Origin of the sequence: Curtobacterium sp. MCSS17_016, assembly GCF_003234255.2 — a bacterium.
Lineage (GTDB): Bacteria > Actinomycetota > Actinomycetes > Actinomycetales > Microbacteriaceae > Curtobacterium > Curtobacterium flaccumfaciens.
Genome location: NZ_CP126254.1, coordinates 346,027 through 366,720 on the forward strand (window position 1 = coordinate 346,027; position 20,694 = coordinate 366,720).

General features: G+C 71.3%; 18 protein-coding genes. 15 read left to right on the top strand and 3 right to left on the bottom strand.

Annotation, left to right across the window (positions count from 1 at the left end):
• Positions 1-16 precede the first annotated feature (16 nt).
• The 4 genes from DEJ19_RS01730 to DEJ19_RS01745 are packed head-to-tail and all read left to right on the top strand — an operon-like array spanning position 17 to position 4,471.
• The gene (locus DEJ19_RS01730) at positions 17-976 is read left to right on the top strand and encodes an ABC transporter permease (protein WP_027467218.1); all 960 of its coding nucleotides are present in this window, start codon (positions 17-19) and stop codon (positions 974-976) included.
• A complete protein-coding gene (locus tag DEJ19_RS01735; protein WP_027467217.1) occupies positions 973-1,866 on the top strand; it encodes an ABC transporter permease in 894 nt (297 codons plus the stop codon). Before DEJ19_RS01730 ends, DEJ19_RS01735 begins: the two co-directional genes overlap by 4 nt.
• Positions 1,866-3,551 carry a dipeptide ABC transporter ATP-binding protein gene (locus tag DEJ19_RS01740; RefSeq protein WP_111233183.1) on the top strand — a complete coding sequence of 562 codons (1,686 nt, stop codon included), beginning with the start codon at positions 1,866-1,868 and terminating at the stop codon, positions 3,549-3,551. The genes DEJ19_RS01735 and DEJ19_RS01740 overlap by 1 nt, the downstream gene beginning before the upstream one ends.
• Positions 3,548-4,471, top strand: a complete 924-nt coding sequence (locus DEJ19_RS01745) for an ROK family protein (RefSeq protein WP_111094388.1) — start codon at positions 3,548-3,550, stop codon at positions 4,469-4,471. Before DEJ19_RS01740 ends, DEJ19_RS01745 begins: the two co-directional genes overlap by 4 nt.
• A gap of 15 nt (positions 4,472-4,486) precedes the next feature.
• On the opposite strand, the gene DEJ19_RS01750 is transcribed toward DEJ19_RS01745, so the two are convergent.
• The gene (locus DEJ19_RS01750; protein ID WP_111233182.1) at positions 4,487-5,203 is read right to left on the bottom strand and encodes a type 1 periplasmic-binding domain-containing protein; all 717 of its coding nucleotides are present in this window, start codon (positions 5,201-5,203) and stop codon (positions 4,487-4,489) included.
• Between the two features lie 122 nt (positions 5,204-5,325).
• Between DEJ19_RS01750 and DEJ19_RS01755 the strand changes: the two genes are divergently transcribed.
• From DEJ19_RS01755 to DEJ19_RS01770, 4 genes are all read left to right on the top strand, one after another.
• Positions 5,326-6,612: a HupE/UreJ family protein gene (locus DEJ19_RS01755; RefSeq protein ID WP_111233181.1), complete on the top strand. Its 1,287-nt coding sequence runs from the start codon at positions 5,326-5,328 to the stop codon at positions 6,610-6,612.
• 138 nt (positions 6,613-6,750) lie between these two features.
• Positions 6,751-8,886, top strand: a complete 2,136-nt coding sequence (locus tag DEJ19_RS01760; protein ID WP_111233180.1) for an Ig-like domain repeat protein — start codon at positions 6,751-6,753, stop codon at positions 8,884-8,886.
• A gap of 377 nt (positions 8,887-9,263) precedes the next feature.
• Complete coding sequence (locus DEJ19_RS01765; protein WP_258377391.1) at positions 9,264-10,478, top strand: ice-binding family protein; 1,215 nt, start codon at positions 9,264-9,266, stop codon at positions 10,476-10,478.
• A gap of 201 nt (positions 10,479-10,679) precedes the next feature.
• Positions 10,680-13,481: an alpha/beta hydrolase gene (locus DEJ19_RS01770; protein ID WP_111233178.1), complete on the top strand. Its 2,802-nt coding sequence runs from the start codon at positions 10,680-10,682 to the stop codon at positions 13,479-13,481.
• A gap of 33 nt (positions 13,482-13,514) precedes the next feature.
• On the opposite strand, the gene DEJ19_RS01775 is transcribed toward DEJ19_RS01770, so the two are convergent.
• Complete coding sequence (locus DEJ19_RS01775; protein WP_111233177.1) at positions 13,515-14,252, bottom strand: GAF and ANTAR domain-containing protein; 738 nt, start codon at positions 14,250-14,252, stop codon at positions 13,515-13,517.
• A gap of 163 nt (positions 14,253-14,415) precedes the next feature.
• Here DEJ19_RS01775 and DEJ19_RS01780 point away from each other — a divergent pair, with 163 nt between their 5' ends.
• Complete coding sequence (locus tag DEJ19_RS01780; RefSeq protein WP_111233176.1) at positions 14,416-15,567, top strand: fatty acid desaturase family protein; 1,152 nt, start codon at positions 14,416-14,418, stop codon at positions 15,565-15,567.
• A gap of 10 nt (positions 15,568-15,577) precedes the next feature.
• Positions 15,578-16,582, top strand: a complete 1,005-nt coding sequence (locus tag DEJ19_RS01785; RefSeq protein ID WP_111233175.1) for a diacylglycerol/lipid kinase family protein — start codon at positions 15,578-15,580, stop codon at positions 16,580-16,582.
• On the opposite strand, the gene DEJ19_RS01790 is transcribed toward DEJ19_RS01785, so the two are convergent.
• Positions 16,579-17,292 carry a GAF and ANTAR domain-containing protein gene (locus tag DEJ19_RS01790; RefSeq protein ID WP_111233174.1) on the bottom strand — a complete coding sequence of 238 codons (714 nt, stop codon included), beginning with the start codon at positions 17,290-17,292 and terminating at the stop codon, positions 16,579-16,581. The genes DEJ19_RS01785 and DEJ19_RS01790 overlap by 4 nt on opposite strands.
• A gap of 188 nt (positions 17,293-17,480) precedes the next feature.
• Here DEJ19_RS01790 and DEJ19_RS01795 point away from each other — a divergent pair, with 188 nt between their 5' ends.
• The 5 genes from DEJ19_RS01795 (at position 17,481) to DEJ19_RS01815 (ending at position 20,681) form a co-directional block, all read left to right on the top strand.
• On the top strand, positions 17,481-18,212 hold the full coding sequence (locus DEJ19_RS01795) for a S1 family peptidase (protein WP_110863507.1): 732 nt from the start codon (positions 17,481-17,483) through the stop codon (positions 18,210-18,212).
• Positions 18,213-18,357: 145 nt separating this feature from the next.
• Positions 18,358-19,245, top strand: coding sequence for an SDR family oxidoreductase (locus DEJ19_RS01800; RefSeq protein ID WP_110858568.1), 888 nt, complete (start codon positions 18,358-18,360; stop codon positions 19,243-19,245).
• Positions 19,246-19,311: 66 nt separating this feature from the next.
• Positions 19,312-19,602 carry a Dabb family protein gene (locus DEJ19_RS01805; protein ID WP_181438132.1) on the top strand — a complete coding sequence of 97 codons (291 nt, stop codon included), beginning with the start codon at positions 19,312-19,314 and terminating at the stop codon, positions 19,600-19,602.
• Positions 19,603-19,809: 207 nt separating this feature from the next.
• Positions 19,810-20,004: a hypothetical protein gene (locus DEJ19_RS01810; protein WP_071404793.1), complete on the top strand. Its 195-nt coding sequence runs from the start codon at positions 19,810-19,812 to the stop codon at positions 20,002-20,004.
• On the top strand, positions 20,001-20,681 hold the full coding sequence (locus DEJ19_RS01815) for a hypothetical protein (RefSeq protein ID WP_111233172.1): 681 nt from the start codon (positions 20,001-20,003) through the stop codon (positions 20,679-20,681). Before DEJ19_RS01810 ends, DEJ19_RS01815 begins: the two co-directional genes overlap by 4 nt.
• The last annotated feature ends 13 nt before the right edge of the window (positions 20,682-20,694 follow it).

A 20,694-nucleotide genomic window follows, 5' to 3' on the forward strand; every position in this document is an offset into this window, starting at 1 on the left:
GACCATCGGAAGCCGCATGACCACAGCTCTCTACCTCACCAGGCGCGTCCTGCAGGCGCTCGCGGTGATCCTCATCGTCACCGTCGTGGTGTTCTGCCTGCTGCACGCGCTGCCCGGCGGCCCCGCCCGCGGCGTGCTCGGCGTCTCCGCGACCCCCACGCAGATCGCCCAGTTCAACCAGGCGCAGGGGCTCGACCAGCCGCTGCCCGTGCAGTACCTTCGGTTCCTCGGTCGTCTGCTGACCGGCGACCTCGGCACCTCGTACACGCTCAACGAGCCGGTCTCGCAGCTCATCGCCGAGCGCCTGCCGAAGACCCTCGTGCTCACCGGCATCTCCGCGGTGCTCGGACTCGTCGTCGCGATCCCGGTCGGGATGCTCCAGGCGGCCCGCCGCAACGGTGCGGTCGACTACGCCGCCACCGCCCTGGCCTTCGTCTTCTACTCGACGCCGGCGTTCTTCCTGGGCCTCGTCCTGATCATCGTCTTCAGCCAGCAGCTGCCGTGGCTGCCGTCCCAGGCGCCGAGCGGCACCACCCTGGCCGAGGTGTTCCAGGACCCCGCCGGACTCGTGCTGCCCGTGGTCACCGGAGCCCTCGCGATGATCGCGGTGTTCAGTCGGTACATGCGCGCCTCGACGCTCGAGAACCTGCAGGAGGACTACGTCCGCACCGCCCGTGCCGGCGGCGCCTCGACCGCGACGATCCTGCGACGGCACGTGTTCCGGAACTCGCTGACCCCGGTCGTCGCGATGCTCGGGTACTACCTGCCGGTGCTGTTCGGCGGCGCGCTGGTGACCGAGCAGCTGTTCAACTACCCCGGCATGGGGCTGCTGTTCTGGAACGCCGCGCAGTCCTCCGACTACCCGACGCTGCTCGGCTGCGTGCTCGTCATCTCCATCGCGACCGTCATCGGCACCCTGCTCGCCGACGTCGCACAGTCCTTGATCGACCCCAGAGTGAAGGCGAGCCGCGCATGACCGCCGTCCAGATGGCCCCCGAAGCCCCGGGCGCCCCCGTCACCGTCGCGGCCACCGGGTTCCGGCTCGCCGCCCGACGCTTCCGGGGCAACACCCTCGCCGTGATCGGCCTCGCCCTGATCGTCGTCATCGTGCTTTTCTGCTTCGTCGGCCCGTTCGTGTACCCGACCGACCAGACCCACACGCTGCTCGAGCAGGCCAACCAGGGTCCGAGCGCCGCGCACTGGCTCGGCACCGACGCCGTCGGCCACGACGTCCTCGGCCGCCTGATGTACGGCGGCAAGGTCTCCCTGATGGTGGGCATCGCCGCCGGGGTCCTGGCCACCGTCGTCGGCACCCTGTGGGGTTCCGTCGCCGGGTACGTCGGCGGCTGGGTCGACGCGCTGATGATGCGCGTCGTCGACGCCGGCATCGCGATCCCGGCGCTGTTCATCCTGCTCGTCATCTCGGCGATCACCAACCCCGGCGTCGGCGGCCTCATCGTCATCCTCGGCCTGGTGTCGTGGCTCGTGCCGTCCCGCCTGATCCGCGCCGAGACCCTGACGCTCAAGAACCGCGACTACGTCCTGACCCTGCGCGCGATCGGCGGCTCGCACGCCCGCGCGATCGGCAAGCACCTGCTGCCGAACTCGGTGTCGACGATCGTCGTCGCGGCGACGTTCCAGGTCGCCGACGCGATCCTGCTGGTCGCCTACGTCTCGTACCTCGGGCTCGGTGTGCAGCCGCCCGCGACGGACTGGGGCGGCATGCTCTCGGCGGGTCTCACCGCCGCCTACTCCGGACGCTGGTGGCTCATCGTGCCGCCGGGTCTGGCCGTGATCCTGGTCGTCTGCGCGTTCAACGCGGTGGGCGACGGACTGCGGGACGCCTTCGACGTGCGGGGCCGCTGATGACCAACGAACCGATCCTGCGGACGAACGACCTCGGCGTCTCCTTCAGCACCGAGTCCGGCACCGTCGACGCCGTGCGGGGGGTGTCCCTGTCGGTCGCCCCCGGCGAGACCCTCGCCCTGGTCGGCGAGTCCGGCTCCGGCAAGTCGACGGTCGCCCTCGCGGCGATGGGCCTGCTCTCCGGCAACGCGACGGCCTCGGGCAGCGCCGTCGTCGCCGGACACGAGGTCGTCGGCGCCGCCGAACCCGCGCTCCGGGCCCTGCGCGGCTCGACCGTCTCGATGGTCTTCCAGGAGCCCGCGACCGCCCTCGACCCGCTCACCCGCGTCGGTGCCCAGATCGCCGAGGTGATCCGGAACCACCGTGACGTCTCCGCGTCCGCCGCCGCGGCCGAGGCCGTCGACCTGCTCCGTCGCGTCGGCATCCCCGACCCCGAGTCACGTACCCGGTCGTTCCCGTTCCAGCTGTCGGGCGGGCAGCGCCAACGCGTGGTCATCGCGATGGCGATCGCGAACGCGCCGAAGCTGCTCATCGCGGACGAGCCGACCACGGCCCTCGACGTGACCGTGCAGGCCGAGATCCTCGAGCTCCTCCGTGCGCTCGCCGTCGAGACCGGTACCGGCGTGCTGCTCGTCACGCACAACATGGGTGTCGTCGCGGACTTCGCCGACCGGGTCGCGGTCATGCTCCAGGGCGAGATCGTCGAGACCGGTGGGGTCGAGGACGTCCTCCTCCGCCCCGAGCGCGAGTACACCAAGCGGTTGCTCGCCGCGGTGCCGCGGCTCGACGTGGCGGGGGACCGTCCGGCGGCTCCCGTCACCGACGCGGAGACCGAGCCGGCCGGGAGGCCCGGTGCGGCCCCGGTGGTCGACCTGCGGGACGTCTCGGTGACGTTCGGGCGCGGGGCGCGCGCCGTCCACGCGCTCGCGGGCATCGACATCGCGGTGCACGCCGGCGAGACCGTCGGCCTGGTCGGCGAGTCCGGCTCCGGCAAGTCGACCGCGGCCCGCGTGGCGCTCGGGCTCATCAAGCCGACGTCCGGCACGGTGTCGCTGTTCGGGCAGGACCTGCGGACCGCGAAGGGCCGTGACCGCCGCGCACTCCGCTCCGGCATCGGCGTCGTGCTGCAGGACCCGGTGGCGTCCCTCGACGCCCGGATGTCGGTGGCCGAGTGCATCGCGGAGCCCCTCGCCGTGCACCGTCGCGGGATGTCCTCGGCCGATCGTCGTCGTCGCATCGACGAGGTGCTCGACGCCGTCCGACTGCCGCGGACCCTGGCGTCCCGTGCCCCCCGCGAGCTGTCCGGAGGGCAGCGCCAGCGGGTCTCGCTCGCCCGGGCGCTGGTGCTCGAACCGCGGTTGCTCGTCGCCGACGAACCCACCTCGGCGCTCGACGTCAGCGTGCAGGAGACCGTGCTCGAGGTCCTCGGCGAGCTGCAGGACGACCTCGGCTTCGCGTGCCTGTTCGTCTCGCACGACCTGGCCGTCGTGCAGCACTTCGCCGAGCGCGTCGTCGTGATGCGCCAGGGCATCGTCGAGGAGCAGGGCACCACCGGCACGACGCTGCTGCACCCCACCACCGACTACACCAGGCGCCTGCTCGCCGCGGTACCGGTGCCCGACCCCGTGCTGCAACGGCAGCGTCGGACGGAGCGCCTCGCCTCGCTCGCGGCGGTGACCGCGTGACCCGGGTCCTGGCCGGGGTGGACGTCGGCGGCACCAACACGAAGGTCGTCCTGACGACGCCCGACCTCGAGGTCATCGACCGCCTCGACCTGCCGACGCCCGCCCACGCGGGCGGGGCGGCGATCGTGACGGCCGCACTCGGGGCCGTGACGGGTCTGCTCGAGACGCACCGGGCCTCCTTGGCGGGTGTCGGGGTGGGCGCGGCCGGCGTCGTCGACCGGACCACGGGGACCGTCCTGGTCACCGGCAACTCGTTCACCGGTTGGGCCGGGTACGGCGTGACCCGCGCGGTGACGGACGCCCTCGGCGTCCCCGCAACCCTGGACAACGACGTGAACGCGTTCCTGCTCGGCGAGATCGCCACCGGTGCGGTCGTGGGGGAGTCCGACGTGCTCGGCATGACCCTCGGCACCGGTGTCGGCGGCGCGCTCGTGCTCGACGGACAGCTCTTCGCCGGCCCGCGCGGTGCCGCGGGTGAGATCGGCCACGTCCCCGGCTTCGGCGACGCCCGGTGCACCTGCGGGCAGACCGGGCACCTGGAGACCATCGCGGGCGCGCGCGGCATCGCCGACCGCTACGCCGAACGCTCCGGGCGGATGCTCTCGGCACGGGACGTCGCCGTCGCCGCACGCGGTGGGGACGCCGACGCGGCCGCCGTCTTCGCCACGGCGGGGTGGGGCCTGGCGCGGGCCGCACTGCTGACCGCGGGGATCCTCGACGTCACCACCGTCCTGATCGGCGGCGGGATCGCACGGTCCTGGGACCTGCTCGAACCGGCCATCACGGCGGCGATCGCCGCGGAACCACCCGTCAGCGGGGCGACGATCCGGCTCGCGCAGTCGACGCTCGGGTCCGACGCCGTGGCACTCGGCGCAGCGGCGCAGGTGCGAGCGCGCGTGCTGGAGCCGGAGACCGCGTAGCGGGGGAGCGCCCGGTCAGGGCACCCAGACGACGATGCCGCGCAGGTCGTGGAGCACGGCGGCGAGGCCAGCGCGCAGGCCACGGGCCGCGCGGTCCTCGGTGAAGGTCTCCGGGTCGTAGTGGCTCGACGGCCCGAGGCCCTCGCCGCGGAACCCGCCGCCCGTCCAGTCCGCCGCCGTGACGTTCGACGTCGGCTCGGCGATCTCGGCACCGACGACCAGGAACTGCTGGTGGAGCGCGGTCGGCGAGACGGCCGCGAGCGGGTCGACCATGTGGTTGCCGACGGTGATGACCAGGTCGGGCTCGGCGTCGACGGCGCGCAGGACCGCGGCGATGCGGTCGTCCGCGTCCTTCGCCGAGACCGGGGTGACGGTGACGTCCTCGTCCGCGGCCCACGACTCGACGGCGTCGAGCAGGGTCCGGGTCGGAGCGTCGGCGGCGTCACCCGCGTCGGAGAGCAGCACGACGTCGTAGCCGGCGGGGGCGTGCACCCCGGACCACGAACCGGGCTCGGGGTGGATGGTTGCCTCGGGCGCCGGCGGCTGGTCGGGGTCGGAGAACCCGGTGCCCAGGACCCCGGCCGAGGCGTGCGCCGACGCGGTCGCCGTCGGGCCGGTGCCGCCGGTGGTGCCGTTCGACGCCCCGGAGCAGCCGGCCAGCAGAGCGGTGCCGGCCGCGGCGAGGGCGACGGCGGTCAACAGGGAGGTCGTCCGGGTGGCGGGGCGGATCACGGCACCATGCAAGCACGCCCGACGGCCGCTCCGGGCCGGTCCGGGGACCTGTCCAACCGCCGTCCCGTTGCTGGTCACCGGTTGTTCACCTGCCGGTCGTCTGCGGGCCGGATCGTCTGCGCGTGCCCTCCGGAACCACCGCCGCGCTCCTGCGCGCCCGCCCTGCCCGCTCCCTCCCCCTGTTCGCGCTCGTCGCACGGGTCGTCGCCGCGCTCGTGCTGCTCGGGGTGGTCGTGATCGGCGTGCTGGCGGGCGCGGCGCCGGCGTCGGCGCACGGCTTCAGCTCGGTGGTCTACGCCGACGTCACGTCCACGAAGCCGACGGTCGTGCAGGCGAAGCTCGGGCTCGAGTACGACCTGATGCTCGTGTCGGTGGCCACGAGCGAGCACGACGACGCGCTGCACGAGCAGGGGCAGCAGGCCTGGGACGACGGGGACTTCCCGGGGATGGTGACGGCTGCCGAGGCGCACACCGACGCGATCGGGAAGTACCTGTTCGACCGGTTCCGGGTGACCGGAGCCGGCGGGCAGGTCTGCACGGGCACGCTCGACGACACGGTCACCGTCGACCTGCAGGACGAGGTGCCGTACGCCCACGTGACCGCGGACTTCACCTGCCCGGAACCGTCGGAGACGCAGTCCGGGCACGTGGTGTCGTCGGAGCTCTTCCCCGACGACGAGACCTTCGTGCGCGACACCAAGACGATCGTCACCTACGACGTCGACGACCGGACGGGTTCGGCCACCCTCGACGCCTCGCAGCGCACGTTCTCGACCGAGCAGTCCGCGGGTGAGCGCTTCTGGGAGTTCTTCCGGCTCGGCGCCGAGCACCTGCTCACCGGGATCGACCACATCCTGTTCCTCGTGGCGCTCATCGCCGGATCGCGTCGCCTGCGCGAGGTCGTCTACACGGCGTCCGCGTTCACGATCGCCCACTCGATCACGTTCATCCTCGCCGCCCTCGGTGTGGTGAGCCCGCCCGCGATCGTGGTCGAGCCGCTCATCGCCCTGTCCATCGCCGCCGTCGCCGGCTGGTACCTGTGGCGGCTCTGGCGTCGTCGATCGCGGGCCGACGAACTGGTGGTCGGCGAGCACGGACACTTCTCGCTCGACCGCGCCGGGTGGACCCGCCTGGCCGTCGTCTTCGCCTTCGGGCTCATCCACGGGCTCGGGTTCGCCGGGGCCCTCGGCATCCACGAGGCGTTCTCGTGGCAGCTGCTCGTCTCGCTCCTCATCTTCAACGTCGGCATCGAAGCCGTGCAGCTCGCGATCATCGTCATCGTGTTCCCGCCGCTCTCGCTGCTGCGGCGGAAGGCGCACCGGGTGTCGCTCTGGGTGACGGGCGCCGTGACCGCCGGTGTGTTCGTGATGGGGATGATCTGGTTCGTCGAGCGGCTCGCGGCGGGCTGACGCTCGCCTCGGACCCGCTGACGAGTCGCGTTCGTTCCTGAACAGCGACGAACCGTCACTCAGCGTTTACCAAGACGTTTTGCAGTGCATGCAGAGTCTTCCGTGCTGCACCATCCCACGTCTGAGAAACGGACCAACATGAGTCTCCTGTCCGGCGCCACTACCCGGCGCAGAACCACCACCCTCCGCGTCTGCGGAGCCGTCCTCGGGGCCGCGCTCATCGCCGGTGCCTCGATGGTCGGCACGAACGCCGCCACCGCCGCGACGAACACCCCCACCACCAACATCTCGACCGGTGGCCCGATCCACATCCTGCTCGGCGTCGGCGCGACCGAGAGCCAGCGCATCGCCTCGTGGTACTTCCCCACGAACGTCGCGCAGTCGCTCGAGATCCAGAAGACCGCGTCCATGACGGACGGCGTCTTCACGGACGCCAAGCAGACGGTCGCCGCCTCGGAGGCCGCGAACACCGCAGCCGACTCGAGCGCGACCGACTCGAACACCAAGAGCATCCCGGGCATCGCCGCCGAATCGGGCTACATCAACGCGCACGCGACGATCTCGGCCCTCGAGCCGAACACCTCGTACACGTACCACGTCGGTGCGGCGGACGGCTCGGCCTGGTCCGCGTCGTACACCTTCACCACGAAGAGCTTCTCCGGCGACTTCGACTTCCTGTTCTTCGGTGACCCGCAAATCGGTTCGTCCGGCTTCACGGACGACGACGGTGCCGGCTGGGCGGACACGCTCAAGTACGCCACGTCGACCGAGCCGGACGCCGAGCTCCTGGTCTCCGGTGGCGACCAGGTCGAGCACGCCAACAACGAGTACGAGTGGGGCGCGTTCGCGGACAGCAGCGACGTGCTGAAGCGCTACCCGTGGGCCTCGACCATCGGCAACCACGACGTGGGCGGCAAGGCCTACGAGCAGCACAACCAGGTGCCGAACTCCCTCAAGGTGCCGGACTTCTACCCGGGCGGCAACACCACCGCGAACTCGGGTGGCGACTACTGGTACATGTACAAGGGCGTCCTGTTCATCGACATCAACTCGAACGCCTACGCTGCCGGTTCGGACGCTGCCCACGTGAACTACGTGCGAGACGTCATCAACCGCTACGGCGACGACGCGAAGTGGACGACGCTGGTCTACCACCACTCGATCTACTCGCCGGCCGACCACGCGAACGACAAGGACAACCAGCAGCGCCGGTTCGACTTCACGCGTTCGTTCTCGGACATGGGTGTCGACCTGGTCCTGCAGGGCCACGACCACTCCTACTCGCGCAGCTACGCGATCAAGAACGGCAAGAAGGCCAACGTCAACGAGCAGCCCGCTGCTCCCGACGTCTTCTCCGGCCCCGGCGGCGTCATCTACATGACGGCGAACTCGGCCTCCGGCTCGAAGTACTACGACCTCACCACCCCGGACGCCACGCAGAGCGGCTACGGAGCGGACCCGCTCGACCCCAAGGGTGAGCGTCACTGGGCCAACTCGGTCGAGAACCAGGAGCACGTCCGCACGTTCGTGAAGGTCTCGGTCACCGACGCCAAGCTCACCGTCCAGGACATCCGGGCCAGCGACTGCACCACGCTCAACTCGGCGGTGCAGCACGGCAAGGTGGACAGCTGCGGTGTGACCCTCCAGCCGACGGCGACGGCCGACCCGGCTGCGATCGGTTCGACGGTCGACAAGTTCAACCTGCACGCCACGCTGCCGACGACGACCACCACGCTCACCGCGTCGGCCGCCGAGCAGACCTACGGCACCGCCAAGCCGGCCACGGTCACCGCGACCATCGCCGGTGGCATCGGTACCCAGCAGGGCACCGTGACGTTCAAGGACGGCAGCAAGGTCCTCGGCACCGCCCCGGTCAAGGACGGCGCGGCCAGCATGACGCTGCCGAAGACGCTCGCCATCGGCAAGCACGCGGTCACGGCCTCGTTCGTCAACGCGGACCCGGTCTACTCGGGAACGAACTCGAAGACGGCGAAGGCCATGACGGTCACCGTCGAGAAGGCCCCGTCGCGCACCGCCATCAAGTACAGCGGTGGCAAGGCGACCGTCCAGGTGAAGGCCACCGGCTTCAGCGTCGACGGCACCGCCCGGATCTACCAGGGCTCGAAGCGCCTCGCCACCGTCACGGTGAAGAACGGCGTGGTCACCACGAAGCTCCCGCTGAAGAAGGGCACGCACAACCTGCACGCCGTCTTCGCCGGGACCTCGGAGCTCACCACGAGCACCAGCCCGACCATCACGGTCGTCATCAAGTAGCACCCGGCACCAGCAAGGGCCCCGCGATCTCGATCGCGGGGCCCTTCGCCGTGCAGTGCGGGGGTGGGCGACCGGTCCTACCCGGGACCGGCGCCGCACCGGCTGACGGGAGACCCGAACTCCCTACCCGTCCGCTGGTGAGAGCGGCCGGTCAACCTGTGGTGAGCATGCGCCCACAGGCCGGGATCGCCTAGGCAGCCAGGCCAACTGCCAGGCTTTGAGCGAATGTTCAGACATTGCTAGGTAATCGCTGTGGAGAAGCGCATACTTCGAGCCACCGAGAATGCGCGCTCGTCGCCGACGTCACCCCGCCTCTCCTTGCAGGAAGCGGTCGGACCGTGCAGGCTCGCCATCTCAGACGCAGTTCCCTCCTGGTCGTGTCGGCGGCTGCCGTCGCCGCGCTGGTCACCCTCGGGACCGGTGGCGGAGCATCCGCCGCGACGGTCATCGACGGTCCGGTCAACCTCGGCACCGCATCGACCTACGGCGTCCTCGGCGCGAGCGCGGTCACGAACACCGGCCCCTCCGTGATCAACGGCGACCTCGGGTTGTCGCCGGGCACGTCCATCACCGGCTTCGGCGGCGCACCGAACGGCGTCGTCAACGGCACCACGCACCAGACCGACGCCGCGGCCGCACAGGCCCAGCGCGACACCACCACCGCGTACAACGTCGCCGCGTCGCTCTCCCCGACCCAGACCGGTCTGACCGAGCTGAACGGCCTCTCGCTCTCACCCGGCGTGTACTCCGCCGGCGCCCTCGCCCTGGCCAACAACGGTGCGCTGACCCTCGCCGGCAGCGCGAACTCCGTGTGGGTGTTCCAGGCCGCGTCGACCCTGACCATCGGGTCCGCCAGCCAGATCGTCATCACCGGCGGTGCCAGCTCGTGCAACGTGTTCTGGCAGGTCGGCAGCTCCGCCACCGTCGGCACCGGCGCCCAGTTCCAGGGCACCGTCCTGGCGCAGCAGTCCGTGACCGCCACCACCGGCGCGACCGTGCAGGGCCGACTGCTGGCCCGCACCGGCGCGGTCACCCTCGACACGAACACGATCACGGCCTCCAACGGCTGCCCCGCACCGGGCACGCCGTCCGAGTCGCCGACCATCACCTCGGGCACCCCGTCCGACGGCACCGTGGACGTGCCCTACTCGTCCACCGTCACCGCGACCGGTACCCCGACCCCGACCTTCACCGCCACGGGCCTGCCCGACGGCCTGACGATCGACAGCACCACCGGCGTCATCTCCGGCACCCCGACCACCCCGGGCACCTCGACCGTGACGATCACCGCGTCGAACGGCACCAGCCCGGACGACACCCAGACGGTCACCATCACGGTCCGCGCCCCGGCACCGGTGCCCACCGCGACACCCACCCCGACGGCACCCGCAGTGGTGCCCACCGCCACCCCGAGCGGCCCCGCAGGCGCCGGCGGCGGCGGTGGCGGCGGAACCGACCAGCCCACCGGTGAGCTCGCGTTCACCGGCTCGGACCCGACCGTCCCGCTGAGCATCGCCGCGGCACTGCTCGCCGCGGGTGCAACGCTCATGGTCCTGCTGCGTCGTCGTCGCCGCACCGTCGGCCGCATCTGATCCACACGCAGACGGCCCCGCGACCCTGGTCGCGGGGCCGTCTGCGTGCCGTCGGGCACCCGGCTGTCGCACCCGTGAGGACCCTCAGGGACAGAGCCGCCACCTCATCCTCCAGGACGATCCGCGGCGAGCAGCGCGCTCCCTACTGTTGGCGACGGAGCGTGCGGTGGCGCATGCCCGTCGCACCAGGGGAGATCCGACGTGAACCGTTCGCCGAGACGCCGTTCCACCATCGCGCTGCAGATCGCGTGTTCGACACTCATCGCCGGGGCGCTCGCCGTCTCCGGCACGATCGCGGCGTTGCCGGCCACGGCCGCGCCGGGCGACGGGTCCACCGCCGCGACGGGGACGACCACGATCACGACGCCGGGCACGCCCGTCGCGCAGGGTGACGACTGGACGGTCACGCCGACCGACGGCGGGTACACCGTCGTCCTGACCCTCGCCGACCCCCTGCCGCTCCGTGCGGCGGCCCCCGTCCTGCTCGTGGACGGCACCGACATCGGCGTCGCGCAGACGAGCCTCGACCAGCGGCAGCTGACGGTCACCACGACCGACCCCGCGGTCGCCGATGCCCGCAGCGTCGAGCTCGGCTGGACGGGCGAGACCGACCTGCAGGGCAACCGGCAGGCCGCCACTGCGCCGCAGACGGTCGCGCCGAGCGAAGCCCCGGCACCCCTGACCGACGACCCGGCGGCCGCGGGCCAGTACGCGGTCACCCGGGCCGACTACGACCTGGGCAACGAAGCAGAGACGATCAAGGGCTTCGGGCGCAAGGGCGAGATGCGAGCCGCGGTCTTCGTGCCGAAGGACGCCCCGGGCAAGCGCCCGGTCGTGGTGTTCCTGCACGGCCGCCACGAGGCGTGCTACGGCGGCACGTACAACCCGAAGGCGTGGCCGTGCGGGAAGGGACAGACCGACATCCCGAGCTACCTCGGCTACAACGCAGCAGCGACCGCGCTGGCGAGCCACGGCAACGTCGTCGTGTCGATCTCCGCGAACGCGATCAACGCCCTCGACGGCAGCTACTCGGACGACGGCGGAGCGGTGGCCCGCGGGCAGCTCGTCCTCGACCACCTCAGCCTGCTGCAGCGCGCGGACGCCCGACAGGAGCCCCGGCTCTCGCCGCTGCTCACCGGCAAGCTCGACCTGCAGGACGTCGGCCTCATGGGCCACTCGCGCGGCGGTGACGGCGTGGTCCGCGCGGCCCTGCTCAACACGCAGCGCACGAACCCCTTCGGCATCCGTGCCGTCCTGCCCCTGGCACCGACCGACTTCGGGCGCATGACCCTGCCGGACACCAACACGGCGGTCGTCCTGCCGTACTGCGACGGCGACGTGTCCGACCTGCAGGGACAGCACTTCTACGACGACTCCCGCACCGCCTTCGGGGACGACGTGCTGCGCTCCTCGGTGCTGGTGATGGGTGCGAACCACAACTTCTTCAACACGACGTGGACGCCCGGCAAGTACGCGAAGGCGTCGTCGGACGACTGGTACGACGAGTCCGACGCGGTCTGCGGTGCGAAGGCGAAACACACCACGCGGCTGTCGTCCGACCGGCAGTACGCCATCGGCACGAGCCTGATCAGCGGCTTCTTCCGCCTGACGCTCGACGGTGAGCAGCAGTTCCTGCCGATGTTCGACGGCACCAACCGCCAGCCCGCCGCCCTGGGCACGGCCGACATCCGGGTGAGCGCCTCCCAGCCCGGCGCGAGCCGGCGTGACCTCGCCCTGTTCGACACCGCGAACCCGGCGATCACCACGACCGGGGCCCTGACGGCGAAGACCTGCGCGAGCACCGACAACCTGCCCGCGAAGCAGATCCTGCCGGCGTGCGTCTCGATCTCGTCCAACGCGCCGGACTACACCCCGGCGTACCTGGCGTCCTCGGTGCCGGCCACCCCCGCCCTGCACGTCTCGCCCACCAAGGCGGCGACCGGCGGCCAGGTGCACGTCCCGGTGGCTCCGGCGGCCGGTGACTTCACGGGGTTCCAGGCGCTGTCGCTCCGCCTCACCCCGGACGACACCGCGACGACGAACGCGAACGTCTCGATCACGCTCCGCGACGCGACCGGTGCCGTGGCGACCCGACGCCTGTCCGACACCAGCCGTGCCGGCCAGCTGCTCCCCGGTACCCGGATGGCCCCGCGCAAGACGATCCTGCAGCAGGCGCGCATCCCCCTCGACGCGTTCACCGGCATCGACCTGACGTCGGTGCGCGAGGTGACCATCGACGTCCCGCAGAAGAACAGCGGGGTCCTGCTGAGCGACCTGTCGCTCGTGCCCGCCGCGACCCTCGGCACCCCGGTGGTCACGAAGCGTCCCGCCGCACGCATCGCGGACCGGTTCGTCGACGAGGGCCGCACGCGCACGGTGGTGCGGGCAGCGGTCGTGCTCTCCCGACCGGCCGAGCAGGCCACGACGGTGTCCTTCGACCTCGACCAGGCGTACGACGGGCGCATCCGCCCGGCGGTGCAGCCCGTCACGTTCCAGCCCGGCGAAGTCTGCCGCACGGTCGCGGTCTCGGTGAACGGTGACCGCACCCCGTCGTTCTCGCGGACGTCGGACTACGCGATGACCCTCAGCAACACCCAGGGCGGTTCGGTGATCGGTGACTCGGTCGGCACGATGCGCATCCGCGAGGACGACGGCGTGCGCAGCGTGAACGGACGGCCGACCGCGTCCGCTCCGGCGGTCGGGACCCCGGGTGACGCGTGCGCCGAGGCGCAGGCGACCAGCACGGCCATCGCCGTGACGCCGACGAGCAGCCGGAAGGGTGCCAAGGTCGCGATCTCGGCGACGGGGTTCCGTGCCGGGGAGTCGGTCACCGTCAGCATCGACGGCGGTCGGGCCACCCGCACGACGGCCAACGCCGACGGCAAGGTCCGCCTGAAGATCACGAAGGCCGTGGCGGCGCTGGCGCCGGGCACGTACGTGGTGCACGCCCGTGGCTACGGCTCGGACCAGCGGGCCCGGGGTACCTTCACGACGACGAAGTAGTCGTGCGCGGTCCGGAGCGTCCCGAGGGAACCCTCAGGACGCTCCGGCCCCGATGAGGTCGGCGAGCGGGACGTCGTCGCGCGCCACGGCGGCGGCGACCTGGCTCAGCGAGCGCTGGTGGGCGCGGGCGTAACGACGCATCAGGCCGAAGGCCTCCTCGACGTCGACCCCGGCCGCACGCGCGAGGTACCCCTTGGCCTGCTCGATGGTGACCCGGCTGTCGAGCGCGCGCTGGAGCTGCTCCGCGGTGAGCGTCGCGTGCTCGAGGGTCCGTTGCTGCAACAGGCTGATGGTCGCGACGTCGGCGAGGGCCTGCGCGGCTCGGGCATCGGCACCGTTCAGCGCCCCCTCCGTCTCGCGGAACAGGTTCAGCGACCCGACGGTGGTGTCCCGCAGCCGGAGCGGGATGGCGTGGACGCCCGCGTAGCCGCGAGCCCTCGATGCCTCGGCGAACCGGGGCCAGTGCTGCCGCAGGTCGTCGGCGTTCTCCGAGGTCACCAGCCGCCCGGTGGTCACGGCGGTGATGCAGGGCCCCTCGCCGGCGTTGAGCTGGAGCAGACCGATGAAGCTGCTGCGCTCGCTCGTCGACGCGACGACGCGCAGCTCGTCCTGCCGGTCGAGCAGGTGGATCGCGCCCGCGGCGGCGTCGAACAACTCGACTGCCCGGTCGACCAGCGTCTGCAGGACGTCGACCACGTCGTAGTCCGCCACCAGGCTGTCGGTGAGGGTCACGAACGTCTCGACCAGTCGTGCTTCGCGTACCTCGGTCATGTGGAGCGGTCCTTCCGTCGAGCAGGCGGGACAACCGTAGCCGAGCAGCGGACACGCGGACCTGTGGCTTGCACCCGGGAGCGCGGCGGCTCTAGCGTTGGAGCAGCAGCCCCAGACCCCGGCAGCCGGAACGTTCCTCCATTCCGATGACCACAGGGAATCCATGACGACGCAGCACGCCGGTACCAGCCCGAAGCGGGAGACCAGCTCGAACCCCCTCGCCAGCGGCTACCGGAAGACCGGCTCCGCGGCCGGGCCGCGAACCGGCGGCACCTCGTCCTACTCCGCGCTGTTGGCGCAAGTGAAGGAAGCCGGGCTGCTCGAGCGCCGTCGGGGCTTCTACTGGGCGCTGTTCTCCGCGCTCGTCCTGGCGACGGCCGCGTGCTGGGTCGTGTTCGCGTTCCTGGGTGACTCGTGGTTCCAGCTGATCGTGGCCGGTGCGCTGGGCGTGCTGTTCACGCAGTTCGCGTTCCTGTCGCACGAGGCCGCGCACCGTCAGGTGTTCGCCTCCCAGAAGTGGAACGACCGCGCTGGCCGCTGGGTCGGCACGTTCCTGGTGGGCCTCAGCTACTCGTGGTGGATGAACAAGCACACCCGTCACCACGGCAACCCGAACACCGTCGGCAAGGACCCGGACATCGCGCCGGACGCGATCCGGTTCCTGCCGGAGGACGCCGCCGCCGTGACGAACAGGCCACTCCGGGTGTTCGTGCAGTACCAGGGCTGGTTGTTCTTCCCGTTGCTCACGCTCGAGGGGATCAACCTGCACCGGGCTGCCGTCATGTCGGTGCTCCGGGGCACCGGCGGCCGGAGCGACACCCGGGGTCGGGTCCTCGAGGGCATCCTGCTCGTGGCGCGGTTCGCGATCTACCTGACGGTGGTGTTCTGGTTCCTGCCGTTCGGGATGGCGTGTGCGTTCCTCGGGGTGCAGCTGGCCGTGTTCGGCGTGATGATGGGTGCTTCGTTCGCCCCGAACCACAAGGGCATGCCGACGATCGCGCACGACGCGAAGGTCGACTTCTTCTCCCGTCAGGTGCGCACCTCGCGCAACATCCGTGGCGGCTGGTGGGTGTCGTTCCTGATGGGTGGGCTGAACTACCAGGTCGAGCACCACCTGTTCCCCTCGATGCCGCGTCCGGCGCTGAAGCAGGCCCGCCTGCTCGTCCGTGACCACTGCGACACCCTCGACGTGCCCTACACCGAGACCACGCTGCTGCGTTCCTACGGCATCGTCGTCCGGTACCTCAACCGCGTCGGCCTCGCCGCCCGCGACCCCTTCGTCTGCCCGATGATCACCGAACTCCGGATCCACTGACCCCCGCCCCGTGCCGAGCCTCCCGAACGAACCCGGCCCGCCGAGCGCCGCCGTGGTCGTGAACCCGACCAAGATCGACCAGGCCCGCCTCCGAGCGGTGCTCGGCGCCGAGGAGCGCGCGCACGGATGGGACGAGTCGCTCTGGTTCGAGACGAGCGCTCAAGACGACGGGCGTGCTGCTGCCCGGGCCGCGCGCGACGCCCACCCGAGCGTCGTCCTCGTCGCCGGTGGTGACGGCACGCTCCGGGTCGTCGCCGCGGAACTCCGCGGCACCGGGATCCCGGTGGCGCTCCTCCCCAGCGGCACCGGCAACCTGTTCGCGCGGAACCTCGGGCTGCCCCTCGGCGACCTGGTGCGGTCCGTCCGAGCGGGCTTCAGCGGGACGGACCGCCCGATCGACGTCGGGTTGGCCGACCTGACCGACCCGGCGGGCACCACGACGTCGCACGCGTTCCTGGTGATGACCGGCATCGGGCTCGATGCGAGCATGGCCGCGGACACGAACGCGTGGGTGAAGAAGCGGTTCGGATGGGTCGCCTACTCGGATCCCATCGCCCGGTCCGTGATCGGCAACCGGCAGATCCCCGTGCACTACGGGATCGACGACGGCCCGCTCCGCAGCATGAGCGCGCACACGATCATCGTCGGGAACTGCGGCACCCTGACCGCGGGCATCCTGCTGCTGCCCGCGGCGCGACCGGACGACGGCATCCTCGACGCCGTGGCGTTCCGGCCCGCCGGCTGGTTCGGGTGGACCAAGGTCGGGTACGCCCTGACGTTCAACCGCTTCTTCGCGCGCACCCGGTTCGGGCGACTCCTCGCTCGCGTGTTGCCGACCTCACGCGCGCTCCGGTACACCCGGGCACGGACGCTGCGGCTGACCGTCGACACCCCGGAGCGTGTGCAGCTCGACGGCGACGCGTTCGGCGAGGTGGTCGCGGTGACGCTCACCACCGACCACAACGGCCTGGTGCTGCGGACGGAGCCGGACGGGCCGCGGACCCGACGGGCCTAGCCGGTGCTGCCGAGGTCGGCGCCCCGGTGCACGACGTCCTCCGCCATGGCCCGGATCCCGCGGCCCGCACCGGCAGCAGCACGTCGCAGGATCTGGAACGCCTCGTCCATGCGGATGCCCCGGCGGTAGGCGAGTGCGCCCTTGGCCTGTTCGAGGAGCACCCGGGCCTCGAGCGCGTCCTCGACCTGTTCCTCGATCGTGGCCGACACCCCGCGGTCGCGCTGTCGGACCAGGGCAGCCGAAGCCGCGTCGGCGAGCAGCTGCATCAGCACGACGTCCTGGTCGCTGTGCCCGCGCGTGTGGTCGGCGAAGACGCACAGGGAGCCGATGGTCCGGTCCCGCAGAAGGATCGGCTCGGCGAACGTGCCGTGCAGCCCGCGTTCACGCATCGTCGCTGAGAACTCCGGCCACTCCGACTCGTGCGTCGACACGTCGGGCACGTCGATGGTCTTCCCGGTCCGGTAGCAGTCGAGACACGAGCCCTCGTTCGTGCCGAGCTGCGCTTCCTCGGCCTCGCTGCTGCGCTCGCTCGTCGAGGCGACGACCTGCAGCGCACCGGACCGGTCCGCGAGCACGACCCCCGCCTCCGTCGCCGAGGTCCCCTCCACGCACGCCGCGATCACGCGGTCCATGGCGTCGAGCACCTCGAGGTCGGTGTCCAGAGCCGGCACCAACCGATCCGGCAGGTTGATCGCGTCACTGGTCGTCATGCTTCGACGCTACGACCAGACCGATGGCGCACGGCTCAGCCAGTTCGCGTACCGGATCACGGCGTTCGGGTCCGCAAGCAGCCGCGTCCGTCGAAGTGCGGACTGGTGCGACCCCGGGACAGGGGGTCAGGATGACGCATCAGTTGCACAGAGCAACGGACAGGTGCTTCACCGACAGAGGAGTCGTCATGAAGAAGTCCATCGCCGCCGCGTTCGCCGCGGTCGCCGTCATCACCGCCGGCGTGTTCGCCGCTTCGCCCGCCTCCGCGCTGCCCGTCAGCACGAAGGTCGTCGGCGGCGAGAAGGCGCCCACCACCTCGTGGGCGGTGCAGCTCGAAGCCTCCGGCGGCTCCATCCCCTCCGGCTACGTCAGCAACTGCACCGGCGAGCAGCTCAACGCCTCGTGGATCCTCACCGCCCGGCACTGCATCGACGGCATCGGCGCGATGAACGTGTACCACTCGAACTCCACCGTCAACCGCGGCACGGCCGTCGCCGTCGACCGCGTCAGCGCCTCGCCGGCTGGTGACATCGCGCTCGTGCACCTGCGGGCTGCCTACTCGCTGTCCACCTACGCGCCCCTCGACCTCACCGCGACGGCCAAGTCGAGCGGAACGGGCACCATCCAGGGCTACGGCCTGCGCGCCAACGCGACCCAGTCCGACGGCCTCTACCAGGCCACCGTCTCGCTCACCGGCGCGAGCACCGACGCCTTCAGCGGTCGTGCCCAGCACCTCACCGGCGTGACCGGTGCCTCGAACCACGGCGACTCGGGCGGCCCGCTGCTCGTCAACGGCAAGGTCGTCGCCGTCTGCTCCACCGGCGACAGCGCCGACCCGGGCGCGAACACCAAGGCTGGCTCGAACTACGCCCTGCTGTCGCAGGCCTCGTCCTGGATCCGGACCACGGCCGGCGTCTGAACCACCTGACGGACTGGAGGCGCGGTGCCAGCTGGCACCGCGCCTCCCGTCCGTCCCCGCCCGTCTCCAGAACCGGGGTCGCCTGTTCGGCGTCCGTGACCCACCAGCTGAGCGCCCGTGCGGGCGCCGCGACGACAGTGGGGCCATGAGCCAGTACGAGAAGCGCGATCCGAACACCCTCTACCCAGCACCGCCGTACCCGAAGCAGGAGCAGTCGCTGCCGGGCGCCGCGTGGAAGATGGACCCGAAGCCCGACCACGGCGAGGAGAGCTACGTCGGGCTCGGACGGCTGAAGGGGTACCGCGGCATCGTCACCGGTGCCGATTCCGGCATCGGCCGTGCCGCCGCCATCGCCCTGTCGCGCGAAGGTGCGGACCTGGTGCTCTCGTACCTGCCGGACGAGCAGGAGGACGCGGAACAGGTCCGCGACCTGCTCGAGTCCGAGGGTCGTCGGGCCGTGCTGTTCCCCGGCGACATCTCAGACGAGCAGTACTGCACGGACCTGGTGCAGAAGGGCGTCGACGAGTTCGGCGGTCTCGACACCCTGGTCATGGTCGCGGGGCGCATGGAGAGCAACGAGGACATCCTCACGCTCGACACCTCGATGTTCGACTCCACCTTCAAGACGAACATCTACTCGCTGTTCTGGCTGACCAAGGCTGCGGTGCCGCACCTCGAGCCCGGTTCGACCATCGTGACGACCGGCTCGATCCAGGCGTCGACGCCCTCACCGGACAAGATCGACTACGCCGTGTCGAAGGGCGCGATCAAGCTCTTCACCGAGGCCGTCGCGCAGCAGCTCGCGCCGAAGGGCATCCGTGTGAACTCCGTCGCGCCGGGGCCGGTGTGGACGCCGCTGCAGCCGGGTTCCGACGACGCCGAGACGGTGTCGCACTTCGGTGAGAGCTCGCCGTTCGGCCGTCCCGGTCAGCCCGCCGAGCTCGGTGCCGCCTACGTGCACCTGGTCAGCCCGGAGTCGAGCTACCAGTCCGGGTCGACGATCACGATCGCGGGCGGGACGCCGGCGTTCTGATCTGCCGTTCTGGGCTTTTGGCGTTTTCGCGTTCTTGCGTTCGAGGAAGGGGACCATGTGTCCGGAGTGACGCACACCGTGCTGGTCGAGTGGGACGGGGAGGACCGGTCGTCCGAGGCCACGGCCCTGTCGCGTGAGCACCTGCCGAGGGTCGAGGGGGTCGAGTCCGTGCAGGCCGGCACGAGCGTGAGCACCGAGGGGTTGGAGGGCGGGTTCCACTGGATGCTCGTCGTCCGGTTCCGCGATCGTGCCGCGCTCACCGGGTACCTGCCGCACCCGGAGCACCGGCCGGTGGCCGAGTTCATCGGTGCGGCGAGTGCGCGGGTCGTCGTGTTCGACGTCGAGGACGCCGACTGATCGCTGCGTCGGAAGCTGTGTAACGCTCTGGTTGCGATGGCGGACGAGGGGTTCCGTTCCTCGTGGAGGCTCGACGTACGGTGGATCGGCCATCGCAACGGCGCGGGGGTCATCGGCCGGCGCTGCGGCTCTCCGGAGCGCGCGCCGGTCGGGTCCCCGCCTGCGGGCGGGGACCCTTCGACATCCGCCGACGGAGGGAAACAGACGATGCCCGGCAACCCGAACCCGTTCGTCCACGACGGCGCGAAGATCCTGCTCGGCGAGGCGGGAGCGGCGCACTGCGACGAGTGCGGTGACGCCGTCCGGCTCGACCCGCGGATCGGCAGCTGGAGGACCGTGCAGCAACCCGGCCCCCAGCTCCCGCCTGACCGGCAGCGGCGCAGTGCGGCGGGGGCCGCGTGAACGGCACCGCCCGGACCGCCGGGGTGACCCTCGGGCTCATCGCAGCGATGGCGCTGACCGCCTGTTCCGGCTCACCGGCCGCGACGCCGACCCGGACCGTGACCGCGACTGCCACCGCGACCCCGGAGGTGCCGGCTGACCCCGACACTCCGACCCCGGCTGCGACCCCGACCGCGACGGACACGGCCTTCAGCCTGTCGGACCCCGCGACGTGGACCATCTCGACCGACGAGGTCGGACCGATCGCCCTCGGTGGTCCGGTGCAGGGCGAGATCGACGACCTGGCAGCCGCCTACACCCGGAGTACGGATGCGTGCCCGGCCAGCCCGGAGACGACGTTCTGGGAGCGGTCCGACACCCCCGGTCTCATCGTCATCCCCCGCGACGGCAAGGTCGCCGGGGTGACCATCGGTGGGGTGGGGTCGGACCCGGTGACGACGAACTCGCCCGAGACCGACGCCGGGATCGGCATCGGAGCGCCCCTGACCGAGGTGCGCTCCGCGTACCCGGACCTGCAGTACACCGGAACCTACGGTGAGGACGAGGGGCCGTACTCGATGTGGAGCGTGCAGGCCGACGGACGCTACATGACGTTCCAGCTCGGGACGGACGGCACCACCGTGGGGGCGATCTGGGTGGGGTCGGTCGCGATGTTGCCGTACGAGTACTGCGCCTGACGCCGCCGAGGGT

Coding starts and splice junctions, on each gene's coding strand:
- DEJ19_RS01730 (WP_027467218.1), top strand. CDS start 17: ATGACCACAGCTCTCTACCTCACCAGGCGCGTCCTGCAGGCGCTCGCG.
- DEJ19_RS01735 (WP_027467217.1), top strand. CDS start 973: ATGACCGCCGTCCAGATGGCCCCCGAAGCCCCGGGCGCCCCCGTCACC.
- DEJ19_RS01740 (WP_111233183.1), top strand. CDS start 1,866: ATGACCAACGAACCGATCCTGCGGACGAACGACCTCGGCGTCTCCTTC.
- DEJ19_RS01760 (WP_111233180.1), top strand. CDS start 6,751: ATGAGTCTCCTGTCCGGCGCCACTACCCGGCGCAGAACCACCACCCTC.
- DEJ19_RS01775 (WP_111233177.1), bottom strand. CDS start 14,252: ATGACCGAGGTACGCGAAGCACGACTGGTCGAGACGTTCGTGACCCTC.
- DEJ19_RS01780 (WP_111233176.1), top strand. CDS start 14,416: ATGACGACGCAGCACGCCGGTACCAGCCCGAAGCGGGAGACCAGCTCG.
- DEJ19_RS01790 (WP_111233174.1), bottom strand. CDS start 17,292: ATGACGACCAGTGACGCGATCAACCTGCCGGATCGGTTGGTGCCGGCT.
- DEJ19_RS01795 (WP_110863507.1), top strand. CDS start 17,481: ATGAAGAAGTCCATCGCCGCCGCGTTCGCCGCGGTCGCCGTCATCACC.
- DEJ19_RS01800 (WP_110858568.1), top strand. CDS start 18,358: ATGAGCCAGTACGAGAAGCGCGATCCGAACACCCTCTACCCAGCACCG.
- DEJ19_RS01810 (WP_071404793.1), top strand. CDS start 19,810: ATGCCCGGCAACCCGAACCCGTTCGTCCACGACGGCGCGAAGATCCTG.